Annotated in this window: 13 protein-coding genes and 1 pseudogene; 3 read left to right on the forward strand and 11 right to left on the reverse strand. The window is 53.9% G+C overall.

Features of this window, described 5'->3' with window-relative positions; translation table 11 throughout:
- Positions 1-46: 46 nt before the first annotated feature.
- The 6 genes from ACOZ35_RS02715 to ACOZ35_RS02740 form a co-directional block, all read right to left on the reverse strand.
- The gene (locus ACOZ35_RS02715) at positions 47-3181 is read right to left on the reverse strand and encodes an oligosaccharyl transferase, archaeosortase A system-associated (protein WP_424014948.1); all 3135 of its coding nucleotides are present in this window, start codon (positions 3179-3181) and stop codon (positions 47-49) included.
- A 347-nt stretch (positions 3182-3528) separates the two neighbouring features.
- Positions 3529-4740, reverse strand: a complete 1212-nt coding sequence (locus ACOZ35_RS02720) for a glycosyltransferase (RefSeq protein ID WP_424014949.1) — start codon at positions 4738-4740, stop codon at positions 3529-3531.
- A 55-nt stretch (positions 4741-4795) separates the two neighbouring features.
- The gene (locus tag ACOZ35_RS02725) at positions 4796-5782 is read right to left on the reverse strand and encodes a glycosyltransferase (protein WP_424014950.1); all 987 of its coding nucleotides are present in this window, start codon (positions 5780-5782) and stop codon (positions 4796-4798) included.
- A gap of 48 nt (positions 5783-5830) precedes the next feature.
- The gene (locus ACOZ35_RS02730) at positions 5831-6739 is read right to left on the reverse strand and encodes a glycosyltransferase family 2 protein (protein ID WP_424014951.1); all 909 of its coding nucleotides are present in this window, start codon (positions 6737-6739) and stop codon (positions 5831-5833) included.
- A 124-nt stretch (positions 6740-6863) separates the two neighbouring features.
- The gene (locus tag ACOZ35_RS02735) at positions 6864-8084 is read right to left on the reverse strand and encodes a DCC1-like thiol-disulfide oxidoreductase family protein (RefSeq protein ID WP_424014952.1); all 1221 of its coding nucleotides are present in this window, start codon (positions 8082-8084) and stop codon (positions 6864-6866) included.
- Positions 8081-8764: a hypothetical protein gene (locus ACOZ35_RS02740; protein ID WP_424014953.1), complete on the reverse strand. Its 684-nt coding sequence runs from the start codon at positions 8762-8764 to the stop codon at positions 8081-8083. The genes ACOZ35_RS02735 and ACOZ35_RS02740 overlap by 4 nt, the downstream gene beginning before the upstream one ends.
- A 352-nt stretch (positions 8765-9116) precedes the next feature.
- Here ACOZ35_RS02740 and ACOZ35_RS02745 point away from each other — a divergent pair.
- Positions 9117-9732: pseudogene (locus ACOZ35_RS02745) on the forward strand (transposase); the annotation flags it as partial.
- 288 nt (positions 9733-10020) lie between these two features.
- Positions 10021-11166, forward strand: coding sequence for an ISH3 family transposase (locus tag ACOZ35_RS02750; protein WP_424013255.1), 1146 nt, complete (start codon positions 10021-10023; stop codon positions 11164-11166).
- A gap of 333 nt (positions 11167-11499) precedes the next feature.
- Here the strand turns inward: ACOZ35_RS02750 and ACOZ35_RS02755 are convergent, their stop codons facing one another.
- The 4 genes from ACOZ35_RS02755 to ACOZ35_RS02770 all read right to left on the reverse strand — a co-directional run bounded on the left by ACOZ35_RS02755 (position 11500) and on the right by ACOZ35_RS02770 (position 14737).
- The gene (locus ACOZ35_RS02755) at positions 11500-11763 is read right to left on the reverse strand and encodes a hypothetical protein (protein ID WP_424014954.1); all 264 of its coding nucleotides are present in this window, start codon (positions 11761-11763) and stop codon (positions 11500-11502) included.
- 150 nt (positions 11764-11913) lie between these two features.
- Positions 11914-12084, reverse strand: a complete 171-nt coding sequence (locus ACOZ35_RS02760) for a hypothetical protein (RefSeq protein ID WP_424014955.1) — start codon at positions 12082-12084, stop codon at positions 11914-11916.
- 486 nt (positions 12085-12570) lie between these two features.
- On the reverse strand, positions 12571-13788 hold the full coding sequence (locus ACOZ35_RS02765) for a glycosyltransferase family 61 protein (RefSeq protein WP_424014956.1): 1218 nt from the start codon (positions 13786-13788) through the stop codon (positions 12571-12573).
- Between the two features lie 7 nt (positions 13789-13795).
- Positions 13796-14737 carry a UDP-glucuronic acid decarboxylase family protein gene (locus tag ACOZ35_RS02770; protein ID WP_424014957.1) on the reverse strand — a complete coding sequence of 314 codons (942 nt, stop codon included), beginning with the start codon at positions 14735-14737 and terminating at the stop codon, positions 13796-13798.
- A 119-nt stretch (positions 14738-14856) separates the two neighbouring features.
- Here ACOZ35_RS02770 and ACOZ35_RS02775 point away from each other — a divergent pair, with 119 nt between their 5' ends.
- Complete coding sequence (locus tag ACOZ35_RS02775; RefSeq protein WP_424014958.1) at positions 14857-16467, forward strand: hypothetical protein; 1611 nt, start codon at positions 14857-14859, stop codon at positions 16465-16467.
- 20 nt (positions 16468-16487) lie between these two features.
- On the opposite strand, the gene ACOZ35_RS02780 is transcribed toward ACOZ35_RS02775, so the two are convergent.
- The gene (locus ACOZ35_RS02780) at positions 16488-17126 is read right to left on the reverse strand and encodes an IS6 family transposase (RefSeq protein ID WP_424014959.1); all 639 of its coding nucleotides are present in this window, start codon (positions 17124-17126) and stop codon (positions 16488-16490) included.
- Positions 17127-17210 lie beyond the last annotated feature (84 nt).

The following is a 17210-nucleotide window of genomic DNA, read 5'->3' on the forward strand; positions in this document are numbered from 1 at the left end:
ATTCGGGACCTCGGTCAGTTCGGTGCGGTCGCCGACGTGGCGGCCGTCACGCCGTCGTCGCCGTCGTCGTGGTTGTCATCGCCGGCTCGACGCCAATCAGCGACCCCGCGTCCGTAGAGTTCGTCGTGTTGCCGCCGTCGCTCCCGCTGCCGTCGTCGACGGGGCACTCGGCGTCGCCGCTCGGACAGTCGATAATCTGCTCTTCGAGCTCGACCGTCGCCGCGGCGTCATCGGCGCCAACGACCTGGCCCTCGGTCACTTGGACCTGCCCGACGCGCTGGGTGGTGTAGAGGTCGTCGCCGGTCGTCCGCTCGGTGGTGACGTTGTACGGCCCGGTCGCACGGACGCTCGTGTTCGTGTACCCGTTCTCGGGGCCGAACTCGTCGTAGCCCGTCGTCGAGTACGGGAGCGTGAGCTCGAAGCTCCCGTCGTCGTCGGCTGTCGCGTACTGCGTGTACTCGAACGTCTGGCCGTTCGGCTTCTCCATCTCGACGGTCGCCGTAACCTCCTGGCCGGGTTCGGCGCCCGAGCCCTCGACGGTCGCGCCCGGCACCCGCTCGAACGTCTTGACGAAGTCGGCGCGGAACGCGCCCAACAGCGACTCGCCGAACGTCGACTGGAGGTCAATGCCGAACTGCTGGGCGAGGATCTGCGCCTGCTGGGCGTACGGCGACCGCCCCGGCGCCTCCGTGGCGTGAACGAGCCGGTAGTGTTCGAGCGCCTCGAGCCGCTCCGAGGGAACGCCCATCACGCCGCCGACCTGCGCGGAGCCGTCCTCCTCGACGTACGATCGCGCGGCAGAGAGGTTATCGAACCGTTGGATCGGCTGGCCCTCGCTCGGAAGGACCTTGATGTCGACCTGCTCGCCGGATTGGGTCTGTGCCGTCTGCGGCTCCCAGTCAAGCACGACCGGCTCCGGCTCGACCGCGCTGCCGTAGTGCTGGTAGAGCCGGATCATCTGGCTCTCGTGGTAGCGCTGCGTCCGTATTTGGAGCGCGGCCTGGAGCCCGCCCTGCTGGCCGTCCTGGCCCTCCACCTGTCGGTAGAGCAGCTCGTTGAAGTCGCGGGTCGTCTCGTTGCCGCTGTAGAAGGTGACCGGCGCGTTGAACTTGGAGTTCGGCGAGGCCATCTGCCAGTCGACCATCACGTACCGGGTGTCGTTGCCCTCGGTGCTCTGGCTCGCAAGCACTTCTCGGGCCTCCTCCTCGCTCGGCGCGAGCAGGTAGTCGGCGGCCTCGCCCGCGTTCTGCTGGAACGGGTTGGCGTTCGGGATGCGCTCAGCGCGCGTGGTGATCCAGTGGCCGTAGTCCCACCACGACTGGACGCCGTAGGCGCCCTCGGGGTACTCGAAGTCGCCGTCCGCGGGGCGCTCGTAGGTGCCGTACAGCTCCATCGGGTTGTCCGCGCCTTCAAGCTCGCCCGGCTGGGGCGTCTCGTCGTTCATCCACTGGAGGCTCTCGTCCCACTGGACGACGCTGCCCGGCTGGCTGGAGTTGCCCGCCTGCCAGACCGGAGTGGCGACGCCGACGAGGGGGACGAGGAGGACCGCGAGGACGGCCGCGACGGTGAGCACCTGCCACCCCTCGATCTCGCGGAGGGCGTCGATCGAGGTGAGATCCAGGGCGTCGAGCGCCACCTGGAGGAAGTACGCCGTGCCGACCGCGACGACCACGGCGAGGTAGTAGTTGAAGCGGACCTGCGTGAACGCGGCGCTGCCGATGAACGCCGCCCAGACGACGAAGTACAGCTCCTCGGCGTCGTACTCTACGAGGAGCGTCGCGCCGACGAGGAAGGCGGCGGCGATGAGCAGGCCGATCACCTGCCAGTCGACGCCGACGAGCCCGCCGATGGCGCCGTACGCCTGCGGAACCGCGTAGACGGAGCCGACGACAGCGAGCGCGGCCGGGATGTACAGCGTGTGGTTGGTGTCGTCGGAGCGGTAGAGCGGGCGCGCAAGGATGTAGAGGACTGCGGCGAGTGCGAGGAAGAAGGCGAGCCCGTACTGCGAGAGGACGAAATCTGAGAACGAGGCTCCTTGGAGGGGGGGTTGCGCCTCGCCGATGGTGCGGAGTCCGGCGCTCGCGCTGAACCCAACGGCGTTCAAGAGATTCTGTGTCAGTGTCGACCAGAGTGACGGGATCGCGAGCCAGACGAAGCCCGCGGACACGAGGACGAGTCCACCGACCGCGGGTGGGTAGGTCTTCGCGTCGATGTCGCGTGACTCCCACTGACGGGCGAGCCACGCGAGGAAGACGGCGCCGAGCGCGACGCCGAGCGGGAGGACCACCTGGAGGAGCGAGTACTGCGTCGCTGTGAACGAAAAGGTGTCGAGCGGGACCAGCTGCATCAGCCCCGTAACGGTCATCGCCACCACACCGACGAACGCGACTGGCTCGGGGCTCTTCCCGTGGTAGGTGTCGCTCGTGAGTTTAACCGCAAGAAAGATTCCCGTGAAGCCAACCATCAGAATACCCGGCTGCCACGTCCACATGTAGAGGCCGAGCGCGATGCCGGCCGCGGCGGCGTAGGCGATCGGTTTACGAAGCGCCTCCCAGTCTTGGTCAACGACAAGCTCCCACACCGGCTTCTCGCGCTCAGCGACGCCGAGCGCGACTAGGAACGCGAGGACGGCGATGCTCTGGAAGAGGACCTCGGCCGCGCTGTGGTCGGGGAAGCCGACGAGCGAGTATCGGAAGAACGTACCCGAGAAGAGCGCGAGCGTCGCCGCGCCCGCGAGTGCGGGTACACGGTCGACGAACCGCCGCGCGATGAAGTACGTCGGCACCGCGACGAGCGCCCCGACGATGGGAGCCATGACGAGCATGACCTCCTCGGCGCTGCCCATGATCGGTCGGGCGATCCAGATGCCGACGGCCATGATGTGATCCCAGAGAGTGCCGAACTGGCCCACACTGTTACCGTACGGGAACCCCGTCCACGGGTCGAACGGGAGCGTATTCGGCCAGTTTTCCAAGAGGTATGACGTTTCACGGAGGTGATACCACGCGTCGTTGCCGCGGAAGTACACCTCACCGTCGACAACGAAATTTCCGTATGACTGGAGCCGGGCCCAGAGCATGAAAACCAGTACGCTAAGGAGGGCCGGAACGTGGAACCACCGTTTAAATAGATCGGCTGGGGACCGATCCGATCTGGTCGATGGATCGTTCGCTTCGCTCATTAGTCATCACGACACCCAAAACGCGCATAAGGCTTGCCATCTCCTCTTTCATTTCAGTTTATTACCGCAACTTCAGGCCTCTGCGTCCAAAGGCCACGACGTAGGGGTAGGGTACTCACATCCCGAGGTTACGGTCAGCGATTTACAATACGATATCCACGAATCTCTTCGCGACCAGCTCCCCGCTTGGCACGTCGAGAACGACTCCAAAACCGTGGTCTCTAGCGTCGTTGAAGACCGCCTCGAAAAGCTGGGATATAACTAATCAGATCGGTCGTGTGGCCGACATTTCGCCTGAGTCGACAATCATACGCTCGAGCGTCGCTTGGGGTGCCAGCCCAAATGGGTTAGAACGGATCAAAATTTTTGCGAAATTGCGTCCGGACAGTCCGAGAAGATGCTTCCCACGTATATCGCTCGGCGGCGAGTAATCGCCCGTTTTCTCCGATCTTCTCCCGAAGATCCGCATTGCCGGCCAGATTCTCGATCGCGTCTGACATGGCTTCGACGTCTGCGACGATGATCTGTTCGCCGTCACGTACCTCGATTCCACGGACGCCGAAGGGCGTCGATATCACGGGGAGGCTTCGGGCGAAGTACTCGATCTGTTTGATGTTGGTCCCACCGCCGGACAGCATCGGATTTAACGCGATGTCGGCTGCGTCGAAATGCGCCTCGAAATCCTCTTCGACGTATCCGGTGGTCGTGACGTTGGGGGGAATATCTCCGTCGTTGAGGGCGTTTCCGACATCTCCGAGGATGAGGAAGTGAAACTGGTCATTGCGGCCGTGGAAATCCCGAGCGATTTCGACCACCACTTCGGCGGCCTCGACGTTTGGACGATAGTTGCTTCCCATGAATAGCGAGACGGTCGAATCCTGTGAAATATCGTATTTGCGGCGAACTCGCTGTGCGCCCTGAGAGCCAGGGCAATGTTCTCTGAGATCGTCTTCATAAGCGCCGTTCGGGGCGACGATGATGGGCCCACCTGGATCGTATCGATCTCGATAGACGTTCGCGTCCCGCTCTCCCGTACAGATCGTCGCGTCCGTCTCTTCGATGGCTCTTCGTTCCAGCGCCGCAACGCGCTTCCGGACTTTGTCGGCGAACAGCGGTTGATCGATGTCGCCGAAGCGCTCAGTCTCTACGTTATGGCTCGAATACACCACAGGGACGTCTGGGTTCGCGTGATCAAGGATGTACGGTAGCTGCCACGGTTCGCGTACCACGACGACATCAGCGTCCGCGAACATTTCGTCGAGGCCGTCGCTCGCCAGGCGGAGCGACCGGCTAGCAAACAGGTTCGGATAACCGAGCAGCATGGGCGCTTTTGGCAGCTCGTGAATCGGATGGAGATGTCGTCGTTCCTCGTATCCATCTGCGATCGTCACCCATCGTCGGAGATCGAACGATCGATACATCGCGGGGGATCCCCCCTGGCAGTAGCGGACCACGGAGTCACCGAACTCCGGGAACTCCTTCATCAAGCCGTGTGTGCGATGATCGCCGCCCATCCGCGGCGGATACGTGACGTATGGAGCGACTTGGCACACCTTCATGCCGTAGAGAGGGGTCGAATACGGGTTTAGTGGTGACGGTTCCAGTACTTGGCGCTCATCCAGAACGGTTCTCTACCGATATTTTTGCGTTAATCACTTTTCGGTACGTATCGACTACCACTGAGGCAATCTTTGGTGTCGTGTAGGTTAGCAGCAGCATCGCAGGAAGGGTAAGATCCGTCGGGTTCAGACGGATCGCTTCGCGAACGTGCTCTCGTCCGGAACTGAGATTTCCGTAGCGAATGGACTCTCTCGCGAGTTCCGTGTGAAACCAAGTGCGCTCTTCAGTAGTGAACATCTCAATAGCCTTCTTCGGATCGTCGGTAGTGATCGCAGCGTAAAGCTCCTTGTCGAAGCCGTCGTCCACCCGACGCGTCGCTAAGACGTGGTACAGCTTGAGCATTTTAAGATTACTTCCGTAAATGCTCTCGTCGTGCTGTCGGAAGTAATAGAGAGGTTCATCGATGTTGGCAACTGAATGCCGGTCAGCGAGTCGCAACCACAGATCGTAGTCCTCCGCGGTCAGGAATCGTTCATCGTATCCACCGAGATCCACTAACGGTTCTCGGCGCATCATCACTGAGCCGTGAATGAACTCGTTGTGGTCGATTAAGTCACCTACCTCGGGATCCTCAAGCACCCGCCGTTTTGCGATTCGTTTTCCGTCTTCGTCGACGAGGTGTGCGCCAGTTCCGAGGAGAGCTACATCCGAGTGAGTATCGAGATACGTGACTTGTCTGTCGAACCGTTCGGGCGCCGACCAGTCGTCTGCGTCATGACGAGCGATATATTTCCCATGTGATTCATCGATGCCGCGGTTCAGCGCTGAGGTGATTCCACTTTCGTTTTCTCGCTCGACAAGTCGGATTCGTTCGTCATCTCGTTTTTCGATCAGATCGATCGTACTGTCGGTCGACCCGTCGTCGACGATGATGAGTTCGAAGTCATCGAACGACTGGTGAAGAATGCTCTCGAGAGATCGTTCAATATAGTCCGCGGCGTCGTACGTCGGCATGACAACGCTGACCGAGGGGGACGACATACCGAGTGACCGTGTTTCTGTCCAATTAACATACTGATATCGGCTACCTTAGGACAAGGCTGATCGTACTTTCGAGTGGACTCCGAGCGATAGCGACCAAGCGACACTCAGTACATCCGTGAGGGTGGAAATCTTCGCTTTCTCGAATCCGGTCCCAAACTCACCGTCTTCAAGGTACAGTCTCGCGAGGTGGAGCTCATGACGGTGAGTGATATCTTCCCCGTCGCTCTCAAGTGCGGCGATTTCCTCGTCGAATTTGTTCAAAAACAGCCGTTTTGCGTCTTCGTGTACTGCGGCACTTGGTCGTCCTGTTCCGTGCTTGATCACTAGCGGTTCGTCGACATAGGCCAACTTTCCGTGTTTGAGAACACGAATTAGGAACTCCCAATCTTGGTGTCTTTGGAACCGCTCGTCGAATCCGTTGATGGTCTCCACGGTTTCACGCTTGACTAATAACGAAGATGTCGACATATGCCAGTTCATTCTCAGAATTTCATTGATGATTTCGCTATCGCCTTCGGTCGCGGGATCAGCGTCTCGGGCGCCCACGACGGTCGCCAGTTTGTCACCTAGATCGTTGAGGGCGCTTCGATCGTTCTCCACTCGACAGTGTACGGCGACCCACTCATCCGAACGAGACTGAAGTTCTGTGAGTTGTTTTTTTATTTTGACCGGTTTCCACTCGTCGTCGGCGTCAAGGAACGCGATGAACTCAGACGAGGCTGCCTCGATCCCAGTGTTGCGGGCAGCCCCCCCACCGCGATTTGTTTCGTGAGAGATGAATGCAACTCTCTCGTCGTCGTATCGGTCAACCACTCTTTCAGGGTTGTCAGATGAACAGTCGTCAACGACGATGATCTCTTTCACGCGATGGGACTGGTTCAGTACGCTATCGATAGCGCGTGGGAGCGTGTCTGCGTCGTTGTAGACGGGTATTACCGTACTGACTGTGGGCATGCGTTACTGATCCGGATCGGTGCGGGACTAGCGCAATTACACTCACCCGGTATAAGAGTGATTTTGTTCAAGATTTTCGTCTGGGACACACTACACGTGAGAATAGAGATCATGATACAAGGATTCAGGTTTCAGCTGAGCAGACGAAATATCTTGATCGGTTGTCAGCAATATGCTGGTATACCCTCTCACCAACGTAGACAACAACAGGCAACGTCATCACGATGGCAATCGGGTAGATTCCAAACTGCCGAAACAGCGTGCGGAATGCATGATATCCACGATACGATTGTTGCCCTTGGAACGCATACATCGCTTCTTCAAAATCGAGATCTTCGTCTTCCAAAGTCTCCGGTACTGTATACTGGTTATGATACGTTACTGTGCCACTTATGTCGAGATATCTGAATAAGTGAAGCGATCTTGCGCAGAAGAAGCAATGTCGATCGTATACGATCACTAACTCCTCCGTCGTTTGGATCTTCTTGAGAATCGTATCCCAAGGGATGAATACGGTTAAAAGCATCATTTGGTCGGTGAAGTCCGGGCCAACAGAGTACATGATCGCGATGTGCATCCCGATGACTCCAATGAAGAACGGCCAAACCGGCTTCTTTAGCACGATTGCGAGCAAAAATGTCACTTCAAGGAGGATAGTTAGAGTTGCGGCAACCGTCAGTAGGGATGGATACTGAAGCAGGAACTCACCCACAAAGCGACCTGATTCGTCACCCATACGGTATAGAATGTATCGGCCGAGGCTTGCCGGTTGAATCCAGGCGATCGGATCCCCGTGGACAATTTTTGAAAACCCGGCCTGAAAATAAAAGAATCCGATCACGACTAGGCTCCATCTTAGCCCGCGATGTCGGAAGTTTCCAGTACGCGTCTCGAGATGAGAAGTGAGTGAGTCCAATTCCCAAGTGCGGGTTTTCCTCAATTGGTCGATACTGATTTTTTGTTCATCTTCGAAAATAGTGAATAGAATGAGAAAGAGAGCAGTAGTAAACAAAATTCCAGAAGTATGTGAGATCTGAAACGCGTACCGAACTGTACCGAGGTACGTGATCACGACAGCGCTAGCCCAAGCAGTCACTTGTAATCGATAGCCAACAAGTACACATAGGACTAACACCGCACAGAACAACACTACCCACTCGATATAGCTAAACAATAGCCGGTGTCGAAATATGGGGAGAACGTCGTACATCGGCGCCGGCCACAGGGGGTAAGTGCTCCATTGATATTTGAAAAGCTTCCAGATAATGAACAGGCAGACGATCACCCGAGCGATGGCAGCGTTGATCGGCGTGGAACGCTCGTCATCCGCAAAATAGTTAATCATGGATTCGTCCCTTGCGGTGTATTTCCGGTGTAACTGTACACTAATTTCCGATTCTGACTAACGATGCGGAGTCCATCGGGAGAGCTGTCCATGGTGGTGCGGTAGATCCGTATCGTTTGTAGGTCACCAATCTGGTGTGCCTCCGTGGGACTCCACTTGTTGTCGTTCGTGATCACGTTGTGAACGTAGCCGTCTTGCCGTCGCTCTCTAGGTGATCGTTTCGCTGCGATACTTTTCCGATGAGTTTCGGCCCGATCGAGCAAAAACTTCGCCATCTGATCCGGTGGGACGGTAGTCTCGTTTGTCGCGATGTCTCCGGCGCGGTGAGCGACTCGACCCGGGGGAGCTGCTTCTACCGGATAATCGAATTCTTCACCGGATTCGTTAACCAAAACTACAGAGTACTGTGTTGTACTTTCGGGAGCCGGATCGGTGAAAAAGTACCATCCAGCGAACGGCGGAAACGTGTTCCCTGTTAGCGTCGGTACGATCAGTCCGATCACGAGAGCGAGTAAGAATACTTTCTTGACGGTTTCATTGGGTACTGAGTCCGAGCGGTTCAGGAGGAGAAGACAGCCAGCAGTAAAAACGAAGAATCCAGCAAATACGAGTAATCGAATAGCTTGTACTATTTGTTCACTTTCAGATATGAGTTTTACAATTTCAGAGACTGTATTCATATAGTGATATCGGTAGTCCCGTTCAATATATTAGTTCCGTGTTTAATATTGGCGGTGTTCAGATAGGGATTGAAAGGTGAGGCGGTTCGTTTTCAAACTTATGGCTCTGTTGAAATCCTCTACAGGAGACATGTTCTTGGAGCCGTGCTGAACTCAGAGAGCAAGTCGGTCAGCAACTGACGTCGGTACGGCAGGATAGATACCAGAAATGTTGCTGTTAAAAATTTATTTTGCCTGAATATCATACAGCTCTCACATAGACAATAGAGCTCTCGGAATCCTTGCTTGTGGTAATCTTCTGGCCCTGTTGAAATCCTCAGAGATTTATATGTTTGTCGTGTGATTCTACGAGATGAAGGCTCTCCCGAAGTCGCAGATTCTCCGGTTTACTGAGAAAGCGATCCATCTGGCTCGTCAAGCGGTCTCTCGATACTCCTCGAAACTTTCAATACACCACTATAGACTTCCCCAGCAAGTTGTTCTGTTGTGTCTCAAAGTTCGGAAGAACACGACTTACTGGCCTGCTTGACGAACTGATCGAGATACAACGTATCCGCCGAGCTTTGGATTAGCCGAACTTCCTACGCCATCAACGCTGTAAGGCGTTCAATCTTCCTGATATGGCCGTATGGTGTATCATATTGACTCTCTCAGCGACACTACTTCCGACGAGTGGAGTCGTTGGAGTTGATGCGTCAGGGTTTGACCGCAGTCACGCTTCGAAACACTACACGAAACGTGCTGAACTCACGATTCAGCAACTCAAAGTGACGCTGCTGGTCGATACGAAAGTGAACGCAATTCTCGAATTACACGTGACGACTACACGAAAACACGATCGCCAGATCGCCCCATCGTTGATCAAGCGCAATCCCGAGAATATCGACATCCCTCTCGGTGACAAAGGCTACGACGATCAGAAAATCAGACGGCTTGCCCGGCGACACGAGGTTCGGCCACTGATCAAGCAAATACAGGTACAGATGCCCGTTTAAGGAGAATGGTTTGGAAAGTTTTCTCGTTAAACGGGCACACCTGTGGTTTCCCAGGCGCGTTGCTTCGCCTAACTTGTGGTACATAATCGTAACCACCTGCGCGTTAAGAAGGTAAGTAATCCTGACCAGCCGTTACTGGAGATTTGTCTGCCGCACGTCAGACTTTGTGTCGATCCTATCCTACCGGTTCAGGCCAGAGTCGGTCGGCATCAACCTCAGTCGATCACATCGGGTTAGAGGAAGTGTCTGCTTTGGGAAGATGTGCAACAACCCGAAGCAGACAGCGAGATAGAGGAAGAGCACCTGCTTAATTTTGTCGTCAACAGTCTTGAAGAGGAGCTTTCGGTAGATCTCGGAGAAGACGTTGAGGTCTCTACGGAGACATTGTACGAGGTCCTCGCCGGCGCCAGCGCCGGCGGGACCTCGATCAATCACGTCTGCGAAACGACTGACGACTCACCACACGCTAATACCGTCCGTGGACATCTCACCGATCAGTTTGAACTGGATTCGGTTGAATCGGTTGGAGACACGCTGCTTCAGCGAGATACGCTTGAGACACTTCCAGATCGACCGGTGGAGGTCTGCGCAGACCTCCACCTCGATCCCTACTACGGTGATGAGGACGAAACCGAGGCTCTGTACTCCTCACAGGCCAAGCGTGGAACAACGACGTTTCACGCCTATGCGACGCTCTACGTACGTGTCCGCAACAAACGATACACGCTGGCGGTTCGCCAGCTTGTCGCTGGCGATACCACCAGCGATGTCCTCGCTGAGTTCCTCGAACTGCTCGACGGCCTTGACCTCGGCGTCAAGGCCGTCTACCTCGATCGTGGATTCTACAACAGTACCTGCCTCGGACTGCTGTCCAAGCACAACTACGCCTACGTCATGCCGATTGTCAAGTGGGGCGAGACGATTCAAGACGAACTCAACAGAGGCTGGAGCCGCGAGATCGAACACGATCTCGCCGGTGAGGTGACGTTCCCCGTGTTCATCGACTGCGTCTACCAGCAGGGACGATACGACGAACACGGGGTGGCGCGTCACGGCTACGCCGCTGACGCGCCGTTCATCGACACACCACGGGATGCCCGAGAACACTACAGCAAGCGCTTCGGCATCGAGTCGAGCTACCGATTAGCTAAGCAGAGCCTCGCTTTCACCAGTTCTCAGGACGCTGGGCTCCGGCTGATGATGTTTGTAGTGAGCCTACTGCTTCAGAACAGCTGGCGATATCTCCACTGGAAGTACGTGGCGGCGCCCCGCCGCGGGGGGCGCCGCCTCTTGCAGTGGTCGTTCACGGAGTTCTGCGAAATGACGCTTCGCGCAGCTTGGACAGCACTTGGTGTGCGTAGGTCTGTTCCAGCGAACCAGTCACTTGACGACCGGTTCTTCCGGTAGCTGTCCACCGGTCCGGACAGCGGTCGTGAGTGGCGACGCCGTCGCGTCGGCGGCAGTCCGCCGCCGACAGCGGCGATCCATCCCGAAAATCATGCTCACTAGCGGTTCGAAGATGCTCCACAGCTAGTTCGGTTTGGTTCACCGTGATCAAACGGGGTTACGCGGCTGTCGATGTGATCGACTGAACCTCGTACGCGACATCAGTGATCGTTTCTCACCGTTCGACACACCACTGATCCCCGTCCCACTCTTCGATGATCCGCCAGTACTCGTCCTCGTCGTCGTGCGGTTCGTATCGAATCCTGCGACTTGGACGGTACACAGGCGAATACTCTACGGTGAATTCCGGTACCATCGAGCGGGACAGTCAGGGAGTTCGTGGTCGTTCACGGACTGTACCTCGTCGCTTTCTCGAGTCTGGTCGATGATTGTTCGAACGGCCTCGGGGGTCTGGATGAGGTTGTACCGTTCGACGAGCCGGGCAGCGAACGCATCGAGTGAGGTCGCAGGCTCGGCCAAGTGTTCCCGGGTAGCCAGTGTGAGGATCTGTAAGTCGTGTTTGTTCTTCAACCCGAACTTCCGTGCGTGCCAGTCCACGTTCGTGTCGCAGTCCCCACTGTTGATGTCGTCGTGGCAGCTTCGACAGAGGCAAATCCCGACATCAGGCTCTTTCTGCCAATAATGGTAGTCCAACCAGCTGATTCCGAGTTCGTCAAGCGTCCGTCGACACAGGGGACGGGTCGGGCTTCACTCCCAGCCGTACTGCTGCGCTCGCTTCGAGTACGCCTCGGTGAATTCCCGCGTCCGGGGACAGTTCTCCGCAGTCTGAATCCCGCCCCACAGGTGTCGATCCCAGTACGACTGGACGAGTTCAGGCAGCTCTGACGGCGTCACCAACTCAGTGTACGCGGCATCCACCGCGACCGCGCTCCACCGCCGCAGCTCGATCCTGCAGTCCGAACACCGCCATTTGAACCACGACAAGTACGATGGCAGCCCATCTTCGTACCGCTCGACTTCCTCACCACAGGCCGGTCAGAGAACCTTTACGGGTCGGTCACGCAATTCGTCGCTCTGTTCGATTGCCTCGGGTACGAGCATACCGCGGACCTGCGTATCAAGCAGGTCAGCCTCTCGGCGTCACGCCCGGTGCTACCCGTCAGTCCGAATAATTCACTTGTGTCAGCAGCGTAATTTACATGGGTTGTCCTCTTGACAGCCCTCTGGGTCGGTGTTCCAACCACCGGCCTGCTTCTCGTACTGAAACGGGCAAATACACAGGGACTTGTAGGTGAAGGTACTAGATTCATCATAAAAAGCGCTTACAAAATGACTGAAACCGGTTGATAACTCGGTTACCGCCCGAGCACAGCTTGTGTTAGATCAGACTGCTGATTGTGATTTCTAGTCAGATATGTCATTGAGTAGCTCATCTAGCTCGTCTGGATCTATTATTAAATTATTTCCTTCAGATTTGGTAACCATCGATGTGTAGTCAAAGTCAAACATATCAGCCAAAAAGTAAAAGTGGGGTTTTATTACTGATTCGGGAAACAATTCAATTATTGTTGGGTTGTCCGCGAATATCATATTCAAAAGACCAGCACCATGTGGTCCCATAATTATATCCGCTTTATAAAAGATCTCTAATTGCTCTTTGAAGGGAAGTGTTTCTAGTTTATACGTCTCGAACCCGTATTTTTCTAAAATTTCATTAAGTTGGTTCTGATTAACCACCATCCTCTCTCTACTAGCTTCCTGGCGAGAAATGTAGGCCTTCTTTATATTATCCGAATTGGTGTCTGAGTCAGGCATATTCGATCTCATTCGGTCACGCAACCAACTGAAGTCCCTGACTGATGGATTATAATTTGATAGTTCGGGTGTTTCGTAATTGAAAACGTGTGGACGGTGCGTAGTAACAATTAGCTTTTCGACTCTTGTCTCTTGCTGGTCCCATTCCGTATACTGAGTAGAGTCATAGCCAACTGCTTTGAGTGTATTACATACGAAGTCTCGTGGGTCTGACTCAATCAACAAAGTAGGTTCTTCCCCTGTTTCTTTCTGATATAATTCAAGAAGTCGAAGCTTAGGTAGATATTCCATCATCCAATGATAGTAACTTGGATCTGGGCATATGAGCGGGAACACACTCTCATTTAATTTGTCAGGCCTTATTTTGAACCGTGATTTGGTGTTATGTATTATGATTTCACCTCTAGAACCAACAAACATATTGGAAATACGTGACCCAGAAGTTTCGGATATGAGATTCTCTCCTTTATATAACCCGATGGCATGGGGACCTGTCAAATCACAGTCTTTGATCTCATACACCGTCCCAGGGTGGGGGTCGAATTTTTTTGGATATGATTTAAATTCCCGGCGTAGTCGTTGGTTGTTCGGCTCTGAGATGGAGAAACTACTTTCCTTGCTCTCTTCCCAGAATTGATGAGTATTCGCTTGTCTGGCAATATCGTCGGCTGTGATCTTTTGTCGGTCAACTATTCGCCTTGTTAGGAATGGTACTGATTCTTTGAGTAAGTCGGTTATCCCATTTCTTGAATAATATTGATATATCTTCTGGGGTAATGTCGGCAGCAAGCTACTGTTTTCGTTCATGTGTTCTTCATAAGAGATTTGATTCGAAATGATCGATTGTCTTTTCTAATCCTTCAGCCAGGTGTATTTCTGGCTCCCAATTTAGTTCTGTCTTAGCTCGTGTAATATCCGGCTTGCGTTGGCTCGGATCATCTTCGGGAAGCGGTTCATAGGTGATGTCAGAGGTTGTATCGACAATATCCAGCACTTCGTATGCGAGTTCTTTGATTGTCCGTTCGTTCTCTTTCCCAATATTGTACACGTCGTGCTCAGGATTCTCGACACGCATCAGGGATACAAGCCCGGTAATCAGATCGTCAACGTAGCAGAAACTGCGGGTCTGTTCGCCGTCACCGTAGATCGTGAGGTCTTCACCGCGCAGCGCTTGCGTGATGAACGTCGGAACAACCCTCCCGTCGTCAGGACGCATACGCGGCCCGTACGTGTTGAAAATTCGGATAGTTCGGGCATCAACGTTGTGTTTTCGCTGGTACGCAACGGTGAGTGTCTCTCCGAAGCGTTTAGATTCGTCATAACAGCCACGAACCCCTCGAATATTCACATTCCCTGTATAAGTTTCTGGTTGCGGATGTACTTCGGGATCGCCGTAGACTTCACTCGTACTGGCGAACACCATCCGCGCGTCACAGGCACGGGCGTGGTCCAAGAGTCTGCGTGTCCCCTGCGTATTCGCTAACGCGATGTTGACAGGGAAGTCGGTGAAGTCCGCTGGAGAAGCCCGGGATGCGAGGTGATAGATCCGATCCACAGACGGAAGCGATCCTGGGATACGAACGTCGCGGTCGTTAACGGTAAACGAGGGGTGATCTTCGAGTTCCTCAATATTTTTTCTCTGTCCACTACCGAAATTATCGAGGCATATCACTTCGTGTCCATCAGACAGTAGTCGTTCACACAAGTGGCTCCCAAGAAATCCGGCCCCACCTGTTACGAGTACCCGTTTTGTCATACTCGTATAGGGTGGTTCGATTCATATCAATCAACCGGAGTTGGAACCGTAACCCCTACTTCTCTCAGTCGTATTGTTAGACGGCAGGATTTAGTGATGGGAGTCACATTCTCAATTTGATGGGACTGGACAAAGTGAAAAGATTTGTAGAAATACAACAGCAGGATGGTCTGTCTTCAGCACTCTATTCTACTTGGTCTTATCTTTCGCCGTCTTATTTCCCGCCGGTCTACTTACGGAATCTTGATGATGAGATTAGACGGTATGAACTGGAGAATCCAGAGGGTGTAGTACTACTTCCAATGATCCCTGGGTACACGGACTGCTTATATAGACAAGCCGTGATCGGTCACGCCTTCAAAATCCGGGGCTATGAGCCGGTTTATTTATTCAACGACGGTATGTTGCCGATCTGTCCAAGTAATACCGTGAATTCAGATGACAACGAGTGCGGGAAAAGTTGCTCAGAATTTCCACAAAAGCTGTCTTCCAAATTTAATGCAACTGCTGAGAAACTCTCAGAAAATACTCAGCGGGATTTGGACGAGTACGAAACACTTGCTAAAGACTCTACTCCGCCGACATTCACATACCGAGAGAACGACCTAACATCATTCGTCCAGTCGTCGCTGAAAAAATACTACAAGAGACACCACATAACAGATCTTTCGAAGCGCAACGAGGGTGTCTGGAACGCGTTCTGTACAGCCGCAATGATGATCAACGATGCTACTGAAAATCTACTCTCAAAATACGATGTAGAGGTGCTTGTCGCGTTTGAAGAAACATATATACAGGGTGGAATCCCTCTGTTCTGCGGTGAACAAGCAGGAATCACCGGCTATAGCGTTGACTGGGGATACAAGTCTCAAGATCTTGTGTTCGGCAAGACTGATAATCGTCAGTATCTAGCCTGGTTTTCTGATGCGGATCTACTATCTGAGATCGTGGACACATCATTGACTGCTGAAGAAAAGAACACCGTTGATGAAACGATGTCACAACGGATGGAAGGCATCAACACGAAATCCGATTATGTCTCCTACGACGACGCTTCAGTTGATGTTGAGGGGTTCGACACAGCTATTGGCCTATTCACGAATCTTATTTGGGATGCATCTCTTGAAGCCAAAGAGGGAGCATACAGCGATCCATTTGAATGGTTAGAGACGACACTAGATTGGTTTGAGTCTAACCCAGACGAATTACTGGTCATCAAAACACACCCCGCCGAAGCAAAACACGGAACGAATCAGCAAGTCTCGACGTGGATACGTGACTACTGTGGGACGCTCCCAGAGAACATTATTCTCCTTGAACCAGATAGTGACGTGAATCCATACGTGATGATCAGGGACATCGATGTGGGTATCGTCTACAATTCGATCATCGGTCTCGAAATGGCCTACGAAGGGATTCCGGTAATTGTCGCTGGCGATCCTCATTACCGCGATCTTGGATTCACCCACGACGCAACGAACCCAGAGGATTACAGAGAGTACTTAGACGAACTTTCGCAAGGGTTCGATACATCGTCTACAGAGTGTCTTGCTCAACGATACGCACATTACTTTTTTGAGCGTAAGCATATCCCAGTAGAGTTCTACAAGAGCGAGGGCACGTATAGCCGTAAAAAGTATCCGGTCACTCCTGAGGACTTAGCAGGTCAACCTTACAAGACGGTTATACAGCGGATGATTGAGGGAGAGCCAGTACAATTTTCGAGGTAGTTTTGACAAGATAGGTCGCGTTAAGTTTGGCGTGAATTGTGGTAGACTGCGAAGGCTTCGAGCCAGTTTTGAGCTGTCTCTAGCGCGACATTGCTAAAACTATTCGCAAAAGATGATGTTCGGCGTTCTATCTCCCAAAAGACACGTTCGATGGCGTTCCGATTTCCATGTCGAATGACTTGAAATCGATAGCCGTCTTCAGCGAGTACTGATCCGAGATAGTCTGCGTCATCGACGAGAAATTCGACGTTATCGAGCTGATAGCGCCGGTGGAGCTCGGTGAGAAACCATCGCGTCGTCTGTTTATTTGCGGTTGGATAGAGGCTCACGTGGAGGATCTCGTTCGTCTGTGGATCAACCGCGCCGTACAGCCAGAACTGCTGGCCGTGGAGGCGGATCATCTTCTCGTCAACCGCGAGTTGATCCTCTGAGACGGTCGAGATCGGCTGTAAATCGGCTTTGTGAACCCAATTATGGATCGCGACGTGACTCCGCTTGATCCCAAATAGTTCAAGATGTTTACTTACCTCCCGAAGTGACATACCGGCCAAGTGACAGCGGATCCCTACTTCAATCGCCCAGCGTGGAGTTCGATCTCGCTCCACAAACGACAAGTCGATCCACGTGATACGTTCGCTGAGGCGGTCGAATTCTGCCATAGACACTCAGAAATCGTCCGCCTCATCCTCTAACTTAACGCGACGACAAGATATTGGCTAAGTCTTACAAAGGATCGCACCGGT

Source organism: Halorubrum xinjiangense (genome assembly GCF_049604745.1).
GTDB lineage: Archaea > Halobacteriota > Halobacteria > Halobacteriales > Haloferacaceae > Halorubrum > Halorubrum xinjiangense_A.

What these genes read in the sequence shown, in the direction of transcription:
- ACOZ35_RS02730 (WP_424014951.1), bottom strand. Translation starts at nt 6,739, where the DNA reads ATGCCCACAGTCAGTACGGTAATACCCGTCTACAACGACGCAGACACG.
- ACOZ35_RS02765 (WP_424014956.1), bottom strand. Translation starts at nt 13,788, where the DNA reads ATGAACGAAAACAGTAGCTTGCTGCCGACATTACCCCAGAAGATATAT.
- ACOZ35_RS02740 (WP_424014953.1), bottom strand. Translation starts at nt 8,764, where the DNA reads ATGAATACAGTCTCTGAAATTGTAAAACTCATATCTGAAAGTGAACAA.
- ACOZ35_RS02715 (WP_424014948.1), bottom strand. Translation starts at nt 3,181, where the DNA reads ATGAGCGAAGCGAACGATCCATCGACCAGATCGGATCGGTCCCCAGCC.
- ACOZ35_RS02775 (WP_424014958.1), top strand. Translation starts at nt 14,857, where the DNA reads ATGGGACTGGACAAAGTGAAAAGATTTGTAGAAATACAACAGCAGGAT.
- ACOZ35_RS02770 (WP_424014957.1), bottom strand. Translation starts at nt 14,737, where the DNA reads ATGACAAAACGGGTACTCGTAACAGGTGGGGCCGGATTTCTTGGGAGC.
- ACOZ35_RS02780 (WP_424014959.1), bottom strand. Translation starts at nt 17,126, where the DNA reads ATGGCAGAATTCGACCGCCTCAGCGAACGTATCACGTGGATCGACTTG.
- ACOZ35_RS02725 (WP_424014950.1), bottom strand. Translation starts at nt 5,782, where the DNA reads ATGTCGTCCCCCTCGGTCAGCGTTGTCATGCCGACGTACGACGCCGCG.
- ACOZ35_RS02735 (WP_424014952.1), bottom strand. Translation starts at nt 8,084, where the DNA reads ATGATTAACTATTTTGCGGATGACGAGCGTTCCACGCCGATCAACGCT.
- ACOZ35_RS02720 (WP_424014949.1), bottom strand. Translation starts at nt 4,740, where the DNA reads ATGAAGGTGTGCCAAGTCGCTCCATACGTCACGTATCCGCCGCGGATG.